At 42.7% G+C, this 16,474-nt stretch carries 20 protein-coding genes; 11 read left to right on the top strand and 9 right to left on the bottom strand.

From position 1 onward, the window contains the following. Positions 1-1,152: an inositol-3-phosphate synthase gene (locus P8X24_RS01425; RefSeq protein WP_372913738.1), complete on the bottom strand. Its 1,152-nt coding sequence runs from the start codon at positions 1,150-1,152 to the stop codon at positions 1-3. Between the two features lie 286 nt (positions 1,153-1,438). Between P8X24_RS01425 and P8X24_RS01420 the strand changes: the two genes are divergently transcribed. The 3 genes from P8X24_RS01420 to P8X24_RS01410 are packed head-to-tail and all read left to right on the top strand — an operon-like array spanning position 1,439 to position 4,984. Continuing rightward, the gene (locus P8X24_RS01420) at positions 1,439-4,315 is read left to right on the top strand and encodes an intein-containing RctB family protein (RefSeq protein ID WP_372913737.1); all 2,877 of its coding nucleotides are present in this window, start codon (positions 1,439-1,441) and stop codon (positions 4,313-4,315) included. Positions 4,316-4,342: 27 nt separating this feature from the next. Beyond that, positions 4,343-4,687, top strand: a complete 345-nt coding sequence (locus P8X24_RS01415) for a ribonuclease P protein component 4 (protein ID WP_372913736.1) — start codon at positions 4,343-4,345, stop codon at positions 4,685-4,687. Positions 4,688-4,729: 42 nt separating this feature from the next. Continuing rightward, positions 4,730-4,984, top strand: coding sequence for a hypothetical protein (locus P8X24_RS01410; protein WP_372913735.1), 255 nt, complete (start codon positions 4,730-4,732; stop codon positions 4,982-4,984). Here the strand turns inward: P8X24_RS01410 and P8X24_RS01405 are convergent. After that, positions 4,981-5,223, bottom strand: coding sequence for a hypothetical protein (locus P8X24_RS01405; protein WP_372913734.1), 243 nt, complete (start codon positions 5,221-5,223; stop codon positions 4,981-4,983). The genes P8X24_RS01410 and P8X24_RS01405 overlap by 4 nt on opposite strands. Beyond that, positions 5,220-6,002 (bottom strand): cell division ATPase MinD, encoded by a 783-nt coding sequence (gene minD / locus P8X24_RS01400; RefSeq protein WP_372913733.1) that lies wholly within the window; start codon positions 6,000-6,002, stop codon positions 5,220-5,222. Before minD ends, P8X24_RS01405 begins: the two co-directional genes overlap by 4 nt. Before the next feature lie 129 nt (positions 6,003-6,131). Between minD and P8X24_RS01395 the strand changes: the two genes are divergently transcribed. Further along, positions 6,132-6,521, top strand: coding sequence for a DUF2095 family protein (locus tag P8X24_RS01395; protein ID WP_372913732.1), 390 nt, complete (start codon positions 6,132-6,134; stop codon positions 6,519-6,521). Here the strand turns inward: P8X24_RS01395 and P8X24_RS01390 are convergent. Both P8X24_RS01390 and P8X24_RS01385 read right to left on the bottom strand, forming a co-directional pair. Then, positions 6,518-8,029 (bottom strand): AMP phosphorylase, encoded by a 1,512-nt coding sequence (locus tag P8X24_RS01390; protein ID WP_372913731.1) that lies wholly within the window; start codon positions 8,027-8,029, stop codon positions 6,518-6,520. The genes P8X24_RS01395 and P8X24_RS01390 overlap by 4 nt on opposite strands. Before the next feature lie 46 nt (positions 8,030-8,075). Continuing rightward, a complete protein-coding gene (locus P8X24_RS01385; RefSeq protein ID WP_372913730.1) occupies positions 8,076-8,723 on the bottom strand; it encodes a glycosyltransferase family 2 protein in 648 nt (215 codons plus the stop codon). A 46-nt stretch (positions 8,724-8,769) separates the two neighbouring features. On the opposite strand from P8X24_RS01385, the gene P8X24_RS01380 reads away from it, so the two are divergent. The 7 genes from P8X24_RS01380 (at position 8,770) to uppS (ending at position 14,312) form a co-directional block, all read left to right on the top strand. Continuing rightward, a complete protein-coding gene (locus P8X24_RS01380; protein WP_372914169.1) occupies positions 8,770-8,997 on the top strand; it encodes a MoaD/ThiS family protein in 228 nt (75 codons plus the stop codon). Between the two features lie 3 nt (positions 8,998-9,000). Next, the gene (locus tag P8X24_RS01375) at positions 9,001-9,519 is read left to right on the top strand and encodes a CBS domain-containing protein (RefSeq protein WP_372913729.1); all 519 of its coding nucleotides are present in this window, start codon (positions 9,001-9,003) and stop codon (positions 9,517-9,519) included. Then, complete coding sequence (locus P8X24_RS01370) at positions 9,480-10,760, top strand: cation:proton antiporter (RefSeq protein ID WP_372913728.1); 1,281 nt, start codon at positions 9,480-9,482, stop codon at positions 10,758-10,760. The genes P8X24_RS01375 and P8X24_RS01370 overlap by 40 nt, the downstream gene beginning before the upstream one ends. 294 nt (positions 10,761-11,054) lie before the next feature. After that, complete coding sequence (gene gdhA, locus P8X24_RS01365; RefSeq protein WP_372913727.1) at positions 11,055-12,317, top strand: glutamate dehydrogenase; 1,263 nt, start codon at positions 11,055-11,057, stop codon at positions 12,315-12,317. Between the two features lie 137 nt (positions 12,318-12,454). Beyond that, positions 12,455-12,880 (top strand): HTH-type transcriptional regulator LrpA, encoded by a 426-nt coding sequence (gene lrpA / locus P8X24_RS01360; protein ID WP_372913726.1) that lies wholly within the window; start codon positions 12,455-12,457, stop codon positions 12,878-12,880. Positions 12,881-12,999: 119 nt separating this feature from the next. Beyond that, positions 13,000-13,521 (top strand): gamma carbonic anhydrase family protein, encoded by a 522-nt coding sequence (locus P8X24_RS01355; RefSeq protein WP_372913725.1) that lies wholly within the window; start codon positions 13,000-13,002, stop codon positions 13,519-13,521. Continuing rightward, the gene (gene uppS / locus P8X24_RS01350; protein ID WP_372913724.1) at positions 13,518-14,312 is read left to right on the top strand and encodes a polyprenyl diphosphate synthase; all 795 of its coding nucleotides are present in this window, start codon (positions 13,518-13,520) and stop codon (positions 14,310-14,312) included. The genes P8X24_RS01355 and uppS overlap by 4 nt, the downstream gene beginning before the upstream one ends. Here uppS and P8X24_RS01345 read toward each other — a convergent pair. The 4 genes from P8X24_RS01345 to P8X24_RS01330 are packed head-to-tail and all read right to left on the bottom strand — an operon-like array spanning position 14,309 to position 16,469. Then, a complete protein-coding gene (locus P8X24_RS01345) occupies positions 14,309-14,869 on the bottom strand; it encodes a deoxycytidylate deaminase (RefSeq protein ID WP_372913723.1) in 561 nt (186 codons plus the stop codon). The genes uppS and P8X24_RS01345 overlap by 4 nt on opposite strands. A gap of 33 nt (positions 14,870-14,902) precedes the next feature. Continuing rightward, positions 14,903-15,697, bottom strand: coding sequence for a M48 family metallopeptidase (locus tag P8X24_RS01340; RefSeq protein ID WP_372913722.1), 795 nt, complete (start codon positions 15,695-15,697; stop codon positions 14,903-14,905). Positions 15,698-15,703: 6 nt separating this feature from the next. After that, on the bottom strand, positions 15,704-16,069 hold the full coding sequence (locus tag P8X24_RS01335; protein WP_372913721.1) for a BlaI/MecI/CopY family transcriptional regulator: 366 nt from the start codon (positions 16,067-16,069) through the stop codon (positions 15,704-15,706). Between the two features lie 43 nt (positions 16,070-16,112). Further along, on the bottom strand, positions 16,113-16,469 hold the full coding sequence (locus P8X24_RS01330; protein WP_372913720.1) for a DUF2304 domain-containing protein: 357 nt from the start codon (positions 16,467-16,469) through the stop codon (positions 16,113-16,115). Between the last annotated feature and the right edge of the window lie 5 nt (positions 16,470-16,474).

Here is a 16,474-nt window from a genome sequence, read left to right as displayed (position 1 = left end):
TCAGAGGTACCTTGGAGGTAGGCCAGCCCACTGCCTGAGCTTCTCGTAGGCTATTATCCTCGGTATGTTCTTTGCCTCTCTTGGTCCTGGGTTCTTCATGTAGAATGCGTTGACCTCGTAGACCGTTCCAAAGGCCTTTCTCTCAACGGCCATCTTACCGAGTCTTGCAAGGTCAACGAGTAACCCTGCAAGTGCTGGGCTATCGTTGATTCTTCCGGTGATTATTAATTCATCGTGGGCTCCGTTGAAGCTTATGTACTCGATGTGCATTGCTATGAACTTCTTGTCTCCCAATGGTTCGAGGTACCCTGTGGGCTTGATGAAGTGTGGCGCGTCGTAACCTAGGATGTCCTCAACTACGCTTGACTTTGTATACTCCTTGCTCTTGTTCCTCTCCTTATCGGTTAGTGCAAGGAAGTCCGTGTTACCTCCAATGTTGAACTGGGCTATGTCGAGGACGTGCCTGTTCCTCTGGGCTAGGTGGCCAAGTATGTCTGCCGTTAGTGGAGTTGCTCCAGTAGCTCCATCGTCACCGAAGATAACGAGGTTGCTCTCCTTTGCGAGCTCAACGAAAGCTGGATCGTTGGCTATTAGGGTTGGTATAGCGTTGACGAATGCAGCCCCTCCAACTTCCTTAGCGTACTGGGCTGCGGCGTAGGCGTAAACCTGGGTTGCGGTTAGCCTGTCCTTGTTGTTCTCCTTTATCGCTTTCTCAAGCTCATCAAGCTTTCCGAATGGAACGAAGGCCTCTGTGGTGGGGACGTTAAGGAAGACTTCTACCTTGTACCTCTTCCACTCCTCAACCAAGTGCTCCACTGCCTCCTTTAGCGTCATCTCATCCTCTAGTCCAGTTGCCTCTATTGGCAGGTTCCTTAGGCTCCTAAGGTGGACTCCCTTCCTCACGTAGATCTCCTGGAGACCCTCTGGAACGTTGCCCTTCCAGTACCTCTGCACGATCTCTGAAAGTGGTAAACCGATCTTTGTCTTGTCAACATCGTACGAGACTACAATCTGTATATCCTCGACCTTTATTGGTAGCTCATTGGCCAATGGAACTCCATAATAGCCGAGTTCTCCCGCCTTTATCCTCTCGAGTCCCACGGCAAAAATGCTTGCAACGTATCCCTGGCCTATAATAGCAACCCTCACCATTTTTCGTCACCTCCTCAAGCTTTTAGAAAAACTACCAGATATTGAAAGATCTAAAATTGGGGAATCAGATATTTATAAAAATTTATGGCTTATAAGCCTTTCGCCGAAATATTTGTCATTTTTGAGGTTAAATTTTTAGGATAGATCGTTAATACTTACTTGTTTATGTATACATGGATAGTAACGTGTTCTTAATTTTCGGTGTTAAATATAATACGTAAAATTGTGTATTATTCAATCGGTTAGCTTTTAAAGTGGGCGGAAAATTCTAATCTGGTGGGAGAAGATGGTTGTGCCATTGAGGAGAATTGATAAGATCAGATGGGAAATCCCAAAGTTTGATAGGAGGATGCGTGTTCCTGGAAGGGTTTATGCTGATGAGGTTCTCCTTGAGAAAATGAAGAAGGATAGGACACTTGAACAGGCAGCTAATGTTGCAATGCTTCCAGGCATATACAAGTATTCAATAGTCATGCCTGATGGTCATCAGGGTTATGGTTTCCCTATTGGAGGAGTTGCGGCTTTTGACGTCAGGGAAGGAGTAATAAGCCCCGGAGGCATAGGTTACGATATCAACTGCCTTTCCCCAGGAACTAAGGTTCTCACGGAACATGGCTACTGGGTAAGGATTGAGGACATGCCTTCAACATTCAAGCTTCAGGGGCTTAAGATATATAATATAGACGAGGGGCACAATGACAGCTCACCCGCGGTATTCGTGGCTGAGAGAAAAGTTGAGGAGGATGAAGTTGCAGTTAGGATAGTCACCGAGACCGGAAGAACGATAGAGGGTAGTGAAGACCATCCCGTGCTGACTCCCTCCGGCTATGTGTACATGGGCAACATAAGGGAGGGTGATTACATTATAGTGTATCCCTTTGAAGGAGTTGAATTCGAGAAGAAGGAAGGTGTTATACTGTCAGAGGACGACTTCAAGGACGTTGACCCCCAGATACTGAAGTTCCTTAAAGAGAGAGGATTAATCCCCCTCAGATGGAACGATCCAAAGGTTGGAATTTTGGCAAGGGTCCTGGGCTTTGCATTTGGTGATGGCCATTTAGGCTACATGGGTGACAGAATATACATCTCGTTCTATGGAACTGAAGAGGCAATGAATGAGCTCAAAAAAGACCTAGAGAAGCTGGGAATAAACGCCACCCTCTACGTGAGGAAGAGAGAGTATGAGATTGGAAAGTACAGAGGAACTTCTAAGTCCGCAGAGCTTAGGGTAACCTCTAGGGCATTCGCTGTACTCCTAATGAAGCTTGGAATGCCCATAGGGAAGAAGGTTGAGGCTGAATATTCTCTCCCAGGATGGATAAAAGAGGCTCCCCTGTGGATAAAGAGGAATTTCCTCGCAGGCCTCTTCGGCGCTGATGGTAGCGTTGTTGAGTTCAAGAGGTACACTCCAATCTCAATTAACCTGACCCAATCAAAGGTTCAAGATCTCAGAGATAACCTTGAGGCGTTTCTGAGTGAAGTTGCAGACCTTCTCAGGGAGTTCGGTGTTAACTCAATGATTTATGAAGTTTCTTCTGACAAAACCGTTACTATGAGACTTGCCATAGTTGAAGAGGACAGCATAAAGAACTTCCTTGGCAGGATAAACTATGAATATGCTCCAGAGAAGAAAGTAAGAGGTTTGCTTGGATATGCATACTTAGTTAGGAAGCAACTCGTAAAGGAGGAAAGAAAGGAGGCAGCAAGGATTGCACGTGAAGTCTATGGAAAGACAGGTAGCTTAAAGGCTGCTTATGAGGCTGTTGCTGATAAAGTCAACAAAAGATTTGTTGAGAGGGTAATATACTCGGGAACAGAAGAGGTTAGAGTTCCCCAGAACTTCCCAACGTTTGAGGAATTCGTCCGGGAGTTTGGCTATGAGGGAGGCTTTGTAGCTGAGAGGGTAGTTAAGGTCGAGAAGATAAAGCCCACGTACGACAAATTCTATGATATCGGGGTTTATCACGAGGCCCACAACTTCATAGCAAATGGTGCCGTTGTTCACAACTGCGGCGTCAGGTTGATTAGAACGAATTTAACGGAAAAGGAAGTGAGACCAAAGATAAAGCAGCTTGTAGATACTTTGTTTAAGAATGTTCCTTCTGGCGTTGGTAGTCAGGGTAGGATAAGGCTTCACTGGACGGAGATAGATGACGTTCTCGTGGACGGTGCAAAGTGGGCAGTTGATCACGGCTACGGATGGGAGAGGGACCTAGAAAGGCTCGAAGAAGGAGGGAGAATGGAAGGTGCCGATCCTAACGCGGTAAGCCAGAGGGCGAAGCAGAGAGGTGCTCCCCAGTTGGGTTCTCTTGGCTCAGGAAATCACTTCCTCGAAGTTCAAGTGGTGGACAAGATATTCGATCCAGAAATAGCCAAGGTTTACGGCCTCTTTGAGGGCCAAGTTGTGGTTATGGTTCACACGGGTTCGAGAGGTCTCGGGCACCAAGTTGCTAGTGATTACCTCAGAATAATGGAGAGGGCTATTAGGAAGTACGGAATACCATGGCCAGACAGGGAACTCGTCAGTGTTCCATTCCAGAGCGAAGAGGGGCAGAGGTACTTCTCCGCAATGAAAGCGGCAGCAAACTTCGCCTGGGCTAACAGGCAGATGATAACCCACTGGGTCAGGGAGAGCTTCCAGGAAGTCTTTAGGCAAGACCCTGAGGGAGATCTTGGAATGGACATAGTCTATGACGTTGCCCACAACATAGGTAAGGTTGAGGAGCACGAGGTTGATGGCAGGAGAGTTAAGGTTATAGTTCACAGGAAGGGTGCAACTAGGGCATTCCCGCCAGGGCACGAGGCCGTTCCGAAGATTTACAGGGATGTTGGCCAGCCGGTCCTTATCCCAGGATCAATGGGTACCGCGAGCTACGTCTTGGCGGGAACTGAGGGTGCAATGAAGGAGGCCTTCGGCTCAACATGCCACGGTGCAGGAAGGGTGCTCAGTAGAAAGGCCGCGACAAGGCAGTACAGGGGGGACAGGATAAGGAACGAGCTACTTCAGAAGGGAATTTACGTAAGGGCCGCTTCAATGAGGGTGGTTGCAGAAGAAGCTCCGGGAGCGTACAAGAACGTTGACAATGTTGTCAAAGTTGTAAGTGAGGCAGGGATAGCAAAGCTCGTCGCTAGATTAAGGCCTATAGGAGTTGCTAAGGGCTGATTTTTCTAATTTTTTGTGGTGTTTAAATTGCCTAAGAGAGACTGGGAAAAGAGGGAGAAGAAGAGGATTGCTCTTGAAAGAATTGATACCCTTTTTACCCTAGCTGAAAGGGTTTTCTCTTATTCTCCTGAACTTGCAAAAAGGTATGTTGAACTCGCACTTAGCGTACAGCAGAAGGCAAAAGTTAAGATTCCTCGAAAGTGGAAGAGAAGGTACTGCAAAAAATGCCATGCTTTTCTAGTTCCTGGGGTGAATGCTCGAGTAAGACTTAGAACTAAAAGAATGCCTCATGTTGTAATTACCTGCCTTGAGTGCGGCCATATAATGAGGTACCCGTATCTGAGGGAAATTAAAGAGAAAAGAAGGAAATAATATGACCAAAAGGTTAAAACTTCTATACTATAGTTATAGTTAATGGAGGTGATTAAAATGAAAGTTAGATTAGCTTACCCTGATAAGCTTGTAATAGTAGAGGGGGGCAGAGTGGTAGTGTTTAGTGGAAAGCTCGTTGAAGGCGAATTAGAGGAGGTTTTGTCTTATGCAGAGAGTGGACAGGGAGTTATACCAGATGAACTTAGGGAAGTTGCCAGTGACATAAAAAGGGCAGTTGATATCATGAGAATGCAAATTGGAATAAGGGGTAGAGAAGTAGAAATGCCCGTATATTAGAGTCCCTTGATTTCTTCCTCTAGAGATTTTTCTAGCTGCTTCTCCCACTCACTAACATCAAATTCTTCAAGCTCTGACTCTAAATCCTCCTTTAAGTGAAGTACACGCCTCTTTAACTGGTTTTTGGTTTCTTCATCGTAAACTACATAATAGGGATTTCTTTTTGCCGAGAAGTACAGCATCCCTATTATGATATTAAGCAATACTGAGATTAAGAGGATGATTAATAGGATGTTCATCTTCTCCTCCCCCCAAACAGAGCCTTAAAGATTCTTTTAACTGGGCTTTCTGGCTCTGGGGGCTTCCATCTTATACCAGCTAACTTCGCTGCTATTTGCTTATATGCTATTGCTGCTGGACTTGTGGGATTCTTTATCACTAATGGGACACCGTATGCCGATGCCCTCTTGACTTCTGGATCCTCGGGAACTATGCCCATTACAGGAACCTCAAGTAAAGCTTCAATTTCTTCTTTACTTAGTTCCGTTTTCTCACTTGTAACCCTGTTTAGGATAGCTCCTAATGGTAACGTTCCTAATTTTTCTGCAACAAGTTTAGTCTTAAGGGAATCAGTAATAGCGGCTATCTCTGGGTTAGTAACTATAATGAGTTCTTTCCCTATGAGCAGTGCAGTTACAGATGTCAATTCAAGTCCCGCGGGAGCATCGATTAGTATGAAATCTCCCATCTGTCCTATTTCCCTAATTAGTTCCCTTAGCTTTTCGGGCCTTGCTTTCTTTACTTTTTCTAAGCTAAGACCTCCTGGGATTACCTTCACTCCTGCAGGCCCCTCATATATAGCATCTTTTAGTTCAGCTTCACCAGCTAAAACATCATGAAGAGTTATTGGTATATCTTCCATTCCAAGAATGAGGCTTAGATTTGCCATTGTTATATCTGCATCAATAAGTATAACTTCTTTTCCAAATTGAGCTAGGGCAACACCAATATTAGCGACAGTTGTGGTTTTACCTGTACCTCCCTTCCCTGATGCAAAAACTATTGAGCGGCCTTCCACGTTAATCCCCCCATGGTGAATTAAAGTGTCTTACCAGTTTTTTGAACTTTTAAGTTAAATATCTTTCTCTTCCCTTTGTTTGCGAAGAGGAAAAAGTATATGAAGGTCACCCAATATGGATAAATTAGTATGGGGGAAAAGAAAAAACCAATTGATGAACTTCCTTGGCAGGAGTACGAGATTGAAGAGTTCAAGGAAAAGTTTCCCGCGTTAGCTAAGGAGCTTGAGGGGAGTGAAGGTGTGGGAATATCTGGAATAAGGCTTGATGAGTATCAAGTATTACTAGAAGAGGAAGAAGACAAGATAGATTTTTCGGGGTACAATCCAACGATAATAGACTTTCTCAGGAGATGTGAAACTGATGAAGAGGCCCTAGAAATAATAAACTGGATGGAAAAGCAAGGGGAAATAACTCCAGAGATGGCGAAGCAACTTAGGGTAACTTTAGTTCATAAAGGAGTAAGGGCTTTTGGGCCTAAAAAAGAGTGGGGTTGGTACGAGAGGCATGGAAAACACTAAAGATTACCAACAACTTGAAGTACCATCCCCTCTATTCTTATAGGCTCAAGACGTCTGGCGAGAATTATCGCTTTGTCTAACTTCCCCTCACTCTCGGCATGGATTGTGAAAAGGGGATCACCCTCCTTCACTTTTTCTCCAACTTTGACATGTAGCATGATTCCTGCACCTTTATCTTCAGGAGCTCCGGCTTCCCTTGCTATGGCAGTTATTGCCTTGTTGTCTATTGCCGTTACATATCCATTTGATTGGGCGTGAATGGTGTATGTTTTGTCTCCTATTGGAATGTCCTCTGGTTTTATGTCTGGATTTCCACCTTGCTCCTCTATGATTTCTCTCATCTTCTGATAAGCCTTTCCGCTCTCCAGAATTTCTCTCGCAACTTTTCTTCCCATGCCTTTTGCCGCTACTCCCCCCATCTCCAGCAAAATCCCTGCTAATCCAATGGCCTTTTCGACTAGGCTTCCTGGTCCTTTTCCTGTCATTAGGGTTTGTAAGGCTTCCTTTGCTTCTAAGGCTGGTCCAATTGTGTGACCTATTGGTTGCCCGCCATAGGTAATTGCAACCTCCACATACTGCCCTAGCCTTTTACCTAGTTCGATAAAGTCTTTTGCAAGGGATCTCGCTTCTTCCATTGTCTCAACTTTCACGCCCTTTCCTGTGGGGATATCAATAAGTACGTACTGGCTTCCTATTGCGTACTTCTTGGACATTATACTGGCAAGCATTAATCCCCTTGGATCTAGACTAAGTCTTCTTTCAACGTGGATAGTTAAGTCATCAGCAGGTGCTAAGTTGAGTGCTCCGCCCCACACTAAGCATGCTCCTATCTTCTCTACTATCCTTTTTATTTCATCTAGACCTAACGTCACATTTGTTAATACCTCAACAACATCTGCAGTTCCAGCAGCGCTTGTGATTGCTCTTGAGCTTGTTTTTGGTATTGTTAATCCAGCTGCTGCCACTATTGGGACAACAATGACGTTTGTTTTGTTACCTGGCACACCGCCTATGCTGTGGACATCCATAATCGGTTTCCTGTCAATGTCAAGCATATCACCAGTTTCCGCCATTGCTATGGTTAGTGCTGCAATCTCATCCATGTCTAACCCGTTTATTTCAAGTGCAGTTACAAAAGCACTTATTTCAGTATTTCTGAGTTTTCTGTCTACTATATCTTTGACTATAGTTTCTATTTCGACTTTTCTAAGTTTCTCTCCCTTCATTTTTTTCTTTATGTATCTAACGCTCTCAGGGGTGCCTGCTGGTGATAGGGCCACAGTTTCTCCCTCAGAAAATTGGTGGCTCTCTAGGATATCCTTAGATAGTCCTATTTCACCTGCTTCAACAAAATCGCTTATCGCGGCGCTTCCATATATAGATTTTTTTCCACTTTCAATTCTGATTAAGTCATTTGGGTGTATCTTCCACTCTTGGGCATCTTTGGGATTTATGAAAATAGTAAATCCTCCTGTCTTTACTCCGAGAATCCTAACTTTGGCCCTCATTGCGTTCACCTGTAGTTTGAACTTTTATTAATGTGGAGATAAAGTTTTAGGATTTAATTAGTGTCTGCAAGAATCTCACGATATCAATGAGTTTGAAGTGCCCGGTTTCGACATCATATCTAGTTGATATGGGAACTTCAACAATCCTAGCTCCCAACTTCTTAGCTTTTATTAGGATTTCAGTTTCAACTTCATACCTATCGCTTGTAATTTTGGGGATGAACTCCTTCTTTACTGCCCTAAATCCGCTTTGGGAGTCCTCTATCCTTTCTCCCACCTTTAAGGATATGAGAGTTGAAGTTATCCAGTTGCTTAGTTTTCTTATAAGTGGTCTTTTTCCTTTTTTTACTATCCTCTTTCCAATGACGAAGTCAGCGTTCCCTTGAACAATTGGTTCTAGAAGCTTCGGTATTTCCTTTGGATTATGCTGACCATCTGCATCCATGAGGACTATTATATCCCCACTTGTTCTCTTTATGCCCTCTCTTAAGGCAGCACCTTTTCCCGAATTCCTTTCTAGTCGGATAACATTTGCCCCGAACGATCTGGCGATTTCTGAGGTATTATCTTCTGATCCATCATCTACAACAATTACTTCATCTACGAAATCTGGAATTTTCGAAAGAACACTCCCTATTCTTTTCCCTTCATTATAGGCTGGAATGACTACGGTAATCTTGAAGCCCTTAAACATGAAAAGACATTTAATGAGGTACGTTAAATACGTTATGGGTGGTAGGGTGATTATAAAGCTTATGGGTTTATTTTCCCACTTAGCTGGAGCCAAGGAGGTTGAAATAAAGGTTGATGGAAAGAGAAGGGTAGGGGACGTCCTTAGGGAAGTTATACCTAGGTTTGACGAGGTAAAGGAGAAGATAATAATTATTAATGGAAAAGTAGCAACTGAAGACGCTGAGGTTAGTGATTGTGATGTTGTTAAGGTTATGCCAGTGCTTAGTGGGGGGTAAAGAATGGATCTTGAGAGGGCTTTAAATGCTTTTCACTCTATGAAGGTAAGCCAGATAACTCCTCCCCTAGCGCAGATGCCAATTGTTGAAGAGAATTCACCGATAATTGACATAATGAAGATACTCAGAACGAGGCATCATGTGTGGGTGGTAAACAATAAGGAAGATATGAAGCTGGTTGGTGTTGTTAGGTATCTTGATGTGATTGATATTCTGCTTCCCCCCAAGAGGGCAAGGCTGGGCATGATAAGCTCACTTTTTAAGTCAATAATGGGAGGCGCTGAGAAAGCCGGAGATATTATGGAAAGGAACGTTTTAACTATTGAAGAAGATGCTACGGTGCTTGAGGCTCTTGAAAAAATGAAAAGGTATAGAGTTGGCATATTGGCCCTAGTTGATTATGAAGGCAGATTAAAAGGAGAGATAAGTCTTAGGCTTTTAATAACGGAATTTCTTAGGTTAATAAGGGTGGGGGGTGAAGAATGGAAGCAGCAACGTGGATCCTCTTCACACTCGGAGTAGCTGTGATGCTGGCAAAGATCGGAGATTCAATAGTTGAGAGGTTTGGACTTCCTGGGGTATTGGGCGAGCTTTTAATGGGTATGCTCTTAGGTAATCTTGTTTACTTTGGCATTGTGAGTGAGAAGTACCTTCCGATAACAATGGGATCTAGTGAAGTTATAGACTTCCTGGCAAAGCTTGGAATAATATTTCTCCTATTCTTGGGAGCCCTTGATACTGATATTAAGCAATTGAAAAAAACTGGGGTTACAGCAACTGTTTCTACTCTTCTTGGAGTTTTTGTCCCTCTTGTAATGGGATACTACGCTTTAAGGTGGATGGGATATGACTATAGGGAGGCCTTTGCTGGTGGTGTTCTGTTAACCGCGACGAGCATAGGTTTAACCGTTAGGGTAATGATGGATCTCGGTGTTCTAAGGAGTGAAGTTGGAGCAGCATCACTAAGCGCAAGTGTTATGGATGACTTTCTTGGGATTGCCTTGATAATATTTGCAGTTGGGAGTGGCTCCCTTTTAGGTTTGGGTGTTAAAATAGTGTTATTTTTCATGATCACTGGGGTGCTAGGATGGTACTTCATAGACTATTATGTTAAATTTGCTGAAAAATTACGAGTAGAGAAGGGCATCCTTGGGATGATTGTGGGTATGATGTTTTTATTCGCGGCTTTAGCAGAAGGATGGTTTGCTGCTGCAATAGAGGGAGCCTTTATGATGGGTTTAATTCTTTCGAAGTTGCCAGAAGGTAAGAGAATAATGGAAGAGATAAAAAGTATCGGATATGGGTTTTTGATCCCAATATTCTTCGTGCACACAGGTGCAATGCTCAATCTAAAAGTATTTGGAAATGTCGATGCCCTTAAGCTCGCTTTTGTATTAAGTGCTATTGCAATAATAGGAAAAATTGCTGGAAGAGGATTTGGGGCTTGGATAACTGCCTGGGGTCGAGGGAAAAGCTTTCTCTTAACTCGTGAAAACTTTAAAATGTCCCTTCAAATGGGTATTGGATCAATTCCTAGAACTGAGGTTGCCTTAGTAGATTTAATGGTTGCGATCCATGCTGGGGCAATTTCACCTGATGATGCTCCAAAGTTCATTGCGGCAACCTTAATATTTATTACTGTCTCAGTGATTGTGACACCCCCCTTATTAAAGTGGGCATTTAGAGAAGAAGTTGAGAAACAAAAACGGGCTAAAATGGAGATTAGAAAAGAAAGAATAGAAAGGAAAAAGAGAGCCCGATGATTGGAAAAGGAGTGAGCTGATTTATGATGATCGACTTCTCGCTGAGGGCTCGTTCTTTTGCCCCAACAAATTCACGAACGTTAAAGTTCTTGTATGTGCATTGATGCATGTAAAATTCGTGATTTTATAACTTCTTTTGCCAAAACGTTTATTCTACTTGGAATTTTCTACCGAAATAGATTTTACATCCGAGAGCTCAATGAACAAAAGGATTCTCACCCTTATTTACCGAAAGTTTTATATAGTCTACTGTTCAAACCTGTATCGCCAATCGACTAAATTGGGGTGGTGAACATGGTTGAGCAAGACCCTTATGAGATTGTTATTAAGCAACTTGAGAGGGCTGCTCAGTATATGGAGATAAGTGAGGAGGCCCTTGAGTTCTTGAAGAGGCCCCAGAGGATTGTTGAGGTCTCAATTCCGGTAGAGATGGATGATGGTACTGTCAAAGTATTCACAGGATTTAGAGTCCAGCACAACTGGGCTAGAGGTCCAACCAAGGGCGGAATTAGGTGGCACCCAGAGGAGACCCTCAGTACAGTTAAGGCTCTCGCTGCTTGGATGACTTGGAAGACTGCTGTTATGGACCTCCCATATGGTGGAGGTAAGGGTGGAATTATAGTTGATCCCAAGAAGCTCTCAGACAGGGAGAAGGAGAGGCTCGCTAGGGGATACATAAGGGCAATTTACGATGTCATAAGCCCATACGAGGACATTCCAGCTCCTGACGTTTACACTAACCCACAGATCATGGCATGGATGATGGACGAGTACGAGACCATAAGCAGGAGGAAGACTCCCGCATTCGGTATCATAACAGGAAAGCCACTCAGCATTGGAGGTTCACTTGGTAGAATTGAGGCTACAGCAAGAGGTGCCTCATACACCATAAGAGAGGCTGCAAAGGTTCTCGGTTGGGATGACCTTAAGGGCAAGACAATCGCAATCCAGGGTTACGGTAACGCGGGTTACTACCTCGCCAAGATAATGAGCGAAGACTTTGGAATGAAGGTCGTTGCAGTTAGCGACAGCAAGGGTGGAATTTACAACCCCGATGGCCTCAACGCTGACGAAGTTCTCAAGTGGAAGAAGGAGCACGGTAGCGTTAAGGACTTCCCAGGAGCAACCAACATAACCAATGAGGAGCTTCTCGAGCTTGAGGTCGACGTACTAGCTCCAGCCGCAATTGAAGAAGTTATAACTAAGAAGAACGCCGACAACATAAAGGCCAAGATCGTCGCTGAGGTTGCAAACGGTCCAGTCACACCAGAGGCTGATGAGATCCTCTTCGAGAAGGGAGTCCTCCAGATACCTGACTTCCTCTGTAACGCAGGTGGAGTTACAGTCAGTTACTTCGAGTGGGTTCAGAACATAACTGGCTACTACTGGACAATAGAGGAAGTCAGGGAGAGGCTTGACAAGAAGATGACCAAGGCATTCTACGATGTCTACAACACTGCAAAAGAGAAGAACATCCACATGAGAGACGCAGCTTACGTTGTTGCAGTCCAGAGAGTCTACCAGGCAATGCTTGACCGCGGTTGGGTTAAGCACTGATTTCTCTTCTTTCGATTTTCTAATTAATTCTTGGATTTCTGATAGCTTTCCCTACCTAATTCTGCAATTATCACAAACTTTAAAAACCAATACTTTATATACTTCGGTTCTGAATTTATACTAAGGTGGTTCGAAAAATGATAGATGATAGGGATAAGATAATACTAGATATATTGGTAAAAGACGCGAGAACGCCGTTCACGGAGATAGCTAAAAGGCTGGGCATCAGTGAGACCGCGGTGAGGAAGAGAGTTAAAGCCCTGGAAGAAAAAGGGATAATAGAGGGGTATACAATAAGGCTTAACCCCAAGAAACTTGGGTACTCCTTAGTGACTATCACTGGGGTCGATACTAAGCCGGAGAAACTCTTCGAGGTAGCAGAAAAGCTAAAGGAATTTGACTTCGTAAGGGAACTTTACCTTTCCAGCGGAGATCACATGATAATGGCAGTTATATGGGCAAGGGACGGAGAGGATCTTGCTGATATAATCTCAAACAAAATAGGGAAGATCGAAGGGGTAACGAAAGTTTGTCCAGCAATAATCCTTGAAAGGCTAAAGTAGGCTCGGTTGCGAGGGTAGTCATCATCACTCAGCTAGCGAAATTTTCCTCATTGCCTTTACATTTTCAATAGTTAAACCTTAAAAGCGCATGGGTTAGCTTATTTTGGAGGTGAAGTATGATGGTGGTATATGAGCTTAATGGGAAGAGACCTAAAATTCATCCAACGGCATTCGTTGACGAGAATGCCGTTGTAATTGGAGATGTGGTTCTTGAGGAGAAAACCAGCATTTGGCCATCGGCTGTTCTGAGGGGAGATATAGAGCAGATATATATTGGAAAGTACTCAAACGTTCAAGATAACGTTAGCATTCACACTTCTCATGGTTTGCCAACTGAGGTTGGTGAGTACGTTACAATAGGTCACAATGCTGTTGTTCACGGTGCCAAAGTTGGCAACTATGTTATAATAGGGATGGGGGCGGTAATATTAGATGGGGCAAAGATAGGGGACCATGTAATAATCGGTGCTGGAGCTCTTGTGCCCCCAAATAAGGAGATTCCTGATTACAGCCTCGTTATAGGTATCCCAGGGAAGGTAGTTAGGCAGTTGAGTGAGGAAGAGATCGAGTGGACTAAGAAGAATGCTGAAATTTATATGGAGCTTGCTGAGAAACACATGAGGGGGAGAAAGAAAATATGATTTACAGGATTATATCTCACGTCCCTCCCATACTTTTTAAGCCGGCGTACGATCTTTATGAGAGATACCTATTTGAAAAAGTTAAAAGTGGGAACTTGCCAAAGCACGTAGCTATTATTATGGACGGAAACAGGAGATGGGCAAGGAAGCATGAGAAGCCACCTTGGTACGGGCATTTTTTTGGATCTAAAAAGCTTGAAGAGATAGTGGAGTGGTGTCATGAGCTTGGTATAAGAATTTTAACAGTTTATGCTTTCTCAACTGAAAACTTTAAGCGATCAAAGGAAGAAGTTAATAAGCTAATGCAACTCTTTGAAGAAAAGTTCAAGGAGCTTGTTAAGGATAAGAGAGTTCATGAGTATGGGATAAGGGTTAACGTTATTGGCAGAAAGGAGCTCCTGCCAGAGAACGTTAGAGAAGCCGCTGAGGAAGCGGAGAGGGTGACAAGAAAATATAACAACCTTATTCTTAACGTAGCCCTGGCCTATGGAGGAAGAAGTGAAATTGTTGACGCCGTTAAGAAAATTGTAAAAGACGTAATGAATGGAAAGCTTGATATCCAAGATATTAACGAAGAATTGCTCAAAAAGTACCTTTATATCCCTAATATGCCAGATCCAGATATAGTAATAAGGACTGGAGGTGAAGTCAGGATAAGCAACTTTCTTCTGTACCAAATAGCTTATAGCGAGTTGTTCTTCGTTGATGTGTACTTCCCAGAATTCAGGAAAATAGACTTCCTTAGAATAATCCGAGAATACCAAAAAAGAGAGAGAAGGTTTGGTCGCTAGTCCTCGCCTTTTTCCTTGTAACCTCCACAAAATTCTGGAAAAAGTTCTTCTAAGAACTGCCTCACTCTCTCTTTTGACAGTTTAAACTGTCTTATCTTTATAATTCCTTTTTCTTGGGCCTCTTTTAGTAGCATTTCTGTTACTTTGTTAGGATACATCTCCTCGTATACTATCTCTTTTATTCCAGCGTTTATAAGGAGCTTGAAGCAAGTGTCACAGGGAAAGTGAGTCACATATAGTGTTGCTCCTTCAAGGCTTATCCCTTTTCTTGCGGCCATTGCTATTACATTCTGTTCTGCATGAACTGCCCTATGGCAGTGGCCATCAACTAAAATACACCCTACATCTATACAATGATCCATATTCCTTGGAGCCCCATTGTACCCAGTTGCAAGGATATATCCATCTTTTACTGCTACTGCCCCTACTCTTAATCTTGGGCAAGTGGCTCTCAAGGAAACAAGCTTTGCTATAAGCATAAAGTATTCATCTTTTGTTGGTCGAATTTTCTTAATTTTTTCTGCTTTTTCTTTGTCTAAGAATATCTCTGTTGTCATGTTTTTTACTCAAAATGCACCCCCTTATAAAAGTTAATTGAACTCGAATATCCTATTGTACATATCTACAATTGCCATTATTCTTGCTATCCTTTCTTCATATGTCGGATGTGTGCTAATTAATGTAGCTATATTAAGCCCTTCATCCTTTTTTCTGTTTATTTGTGGTTGTATGGTTGGTAGAGGAATATCCTTTGAATTTATCATTGCTTCATAGTATTTAAGTTCCTCAAGTGCATTTTTCAGGGCATATGGAACCTCAGCTATCCTTATTGCAACATTATCGGCCATGAATTCTCTTTTCCTTAAGAACTTGTGGAGTGATAGTAAATAAGCAAAAAACGTTATCAAGCTTATTAGTTTTGCATAGAATGAGGATCCAAACATAATTACTGCGGCTGATAGTACTCCTATTCCATATTGTCCATATTTAGAGATTGGAAATAATACTGTATCGGCATTCTTAATGTGGCCTATCTCATGTGCTGCAACAGCTAGTATCTCATCCTCACTTAGAACTTCAAACAGCCCAGCTGAGAGAACTATTGAGTTCTTGAATGAGTATGCAGTTGGTATTGGGGAGTCTTCCACGTAGATAGTTGGCATTGGGATCCTAGCCCTATTCGCCATCCTTGCTATCCCGTCATAAAGCCAGGGCATATCCTCCCACTGGATTTTTGAATACCTATCTTTTGGAAGTTTTAATCTTAAGGATAGCTTATAAGTTAAATACAACCAAATTAGCACACCAAGAGACAAAAATAACCCAATTTTTTTGAGTGATATTACTGTCATTATGACTTGAAGCAGGAATATCAGGTATAGCATCTCCTATCACTTCTTAATTTTTGAAAGATATGCATACGTGGCTTCCCTAAAGTTTGCTATTAGTGATTCTATTATTTTCTCAACAATTTTCCTTTCGAATTCCTCCCTAGTTGTTGTCACGCTATATATATATCGTATTCCCCCTCTGCCTCTTTCCATTCTCCTTTTTAATAGGCCTTTTTCACATAATCTGTTCATTAAAATGCTGACCGTAGACCTTCTTAGCTCGGGATATTTTTTCTTTAAATAGTCATAAACTTCTCCGGCTGTTGCTTCTCGTACCTCCCACATGTATTCCATTATCTCAGCTTCTAGTGAGGGAAGAACTGCTTTTATTCCTTTCTGGTTTAGTTTAAATTCTCTAGGTTCCATCATGATCCCTCCGGTACTATTTTGGTTATTAAGTAAAACAAAATTAAGGTTTTCGCTTCAATAGATCCTCTATCTCTTTCAGTTTTATTCCAATTTCTCTGTTGAGATCTGTTATCTCTCTTTCTATTCTGTCTATGTCAAGGTACAGTTTGAACATTAAAAGGTACGCAAGTCCTATCATTGAAACAAATAATGCATCCAGCCCTCTGCCAAGGCCTAATATCCTTTTTATTTTCATAGATATTTCCACTGGCGCCAGGGATACTATCAACAATATCACAAGAAATAATTCCCAAGCTATAAAGTCAGATAATTCCAACTTTTGGTTTCTAAATTTGAGAAATACGTAAATTATTAGTCCAAGTATAGCAAATAACGCTATGTATTGAATCGTATACACTTTAG

It is taken from the genome of Pyrococcus kukulkanii (assembly GCF_041647995.1).
Classification (GTDB): Archaea; Methanobacteriota_B; Thermococci; order Thermococcales; family Thermococcaceae; genus Pyrococcus.
This window is presented reverse-complemented; position numbering and strand designations above follow the sequence as displayed.

Excerpts from the sequence above, each read along its gene's own strand:
- gdhA (WP_372913727.1), top strand. The coding sequence starts at position 11,055 with ATGGTTGAGCAAGACCCTTATGAGATTGTTATTAAGCAACTTGAGAGG.
- P8X24_RS01410 (WP_372913735.1), top strand. The coding sequence starts at position 4,730 with ATGGAGGTGATTAAAATGAAAGTTAGATTAGCTTACCCTGATAAGCTT.
- P8X24_RS01390 (WP_372913731.1), bottom strand. The coding sequence starts at position 8,029 with ATGAGGGCCAAAGTTAGGATTCTCGGAGTAAAGACAGGAGGATTTACT.
- P8X24_RS01405 (WP_372913734.1), bottom strand. The coding sequence starts at position 5,223 with ATGAACATCCTATTAATCATCCTCTTAATCTCAGTATTGCTTAATATC.
- P8X24_RS01395 (WP_372913732.1), top strand. The coding sequence starts at position 6,132 with ATGGGGGAAAAGAAAAAACCAATTGATGAACTTCCTTGGCAGGAGTAC.
- lrpA (WP_372913726.1), top strand. The coding sequence starts at position 12,455 with ATGATAGATGATAGGGATAAGATAATACTAGATATATTGGTAAAAGAC.
- P8X24_RS01425 (WP_372913738.1), bottom strand. The coding sequence starts at position 1,152 with ATGGTGAGGGTTGCTATTATAGGCCAGGGATACGTTGCAAGCATTTTT.
- P8X24_RS01335 (WP_372913721.1), bottom strand. The coding sequence starts at position 16,069 with ATGGAACCTAGAGAATTTAAACTAAACCAGAAAGGAATAAAAGCAGTT.
- P8X24_RS01370 (WP_372913728.1), top strand. The coding sequence starts at position 9,480 with ATGGAAGCAGCAACGTGGATCCTCTTCACACTCGGAGTAGCTGTGATG.
- P8X24_RS01340 (WP_372913722.1), bottom strand. The coding sequence starts at position 15,697 with ATGCTATACCTGATATTCCTGCTTCAAGTCATAATGACAGTAATATCA.
- P8X24_RS01385 (WP_372913730.1), bottom strand. The coding sequence starts at position 8,723 with ATGTTTAAGGGCTTCAAGATTACCGTAGTCATTCCAGCCTATAATGAA.
- P8X24_RS01345 (WP_372913723.1), bottom strand. The coding sequence starts at position 14,869 with ATGACAACAGAGATATTCTTAGACAAAGAAAAAGCAGAAAAAATTAAG.
- P8X24_RS01375 (WP_372913729.1), top strand. The coding sequence starts at position 9,001 with ATGGATCTTGAGAGGGCTTTAAATGCTTTTCACTCTATGAAGGTAAGC.
- P8X24_RS01355 (WP_372913725.1), top strand. The coding sequence starts at position 13,000 with ATGGTGGTATATGAGCTTAATGGGAAGAGACCTAAAATTCATCCAACG.
- uppS (WP_372913724.1), top strand. The coding sequence starts at position 13,518 with ATGATTTACAGGATTATATCTCACGTCCCTCCCATACTTTTTAAGCCG.
- P8X24_RS01420 (WP_372913737.1), top strand. The coding sequence starts at position 1,439 with ATGGTTGTGCCATTGAGGAGAATTGATAAGATCAGATGGGAAATCCCA.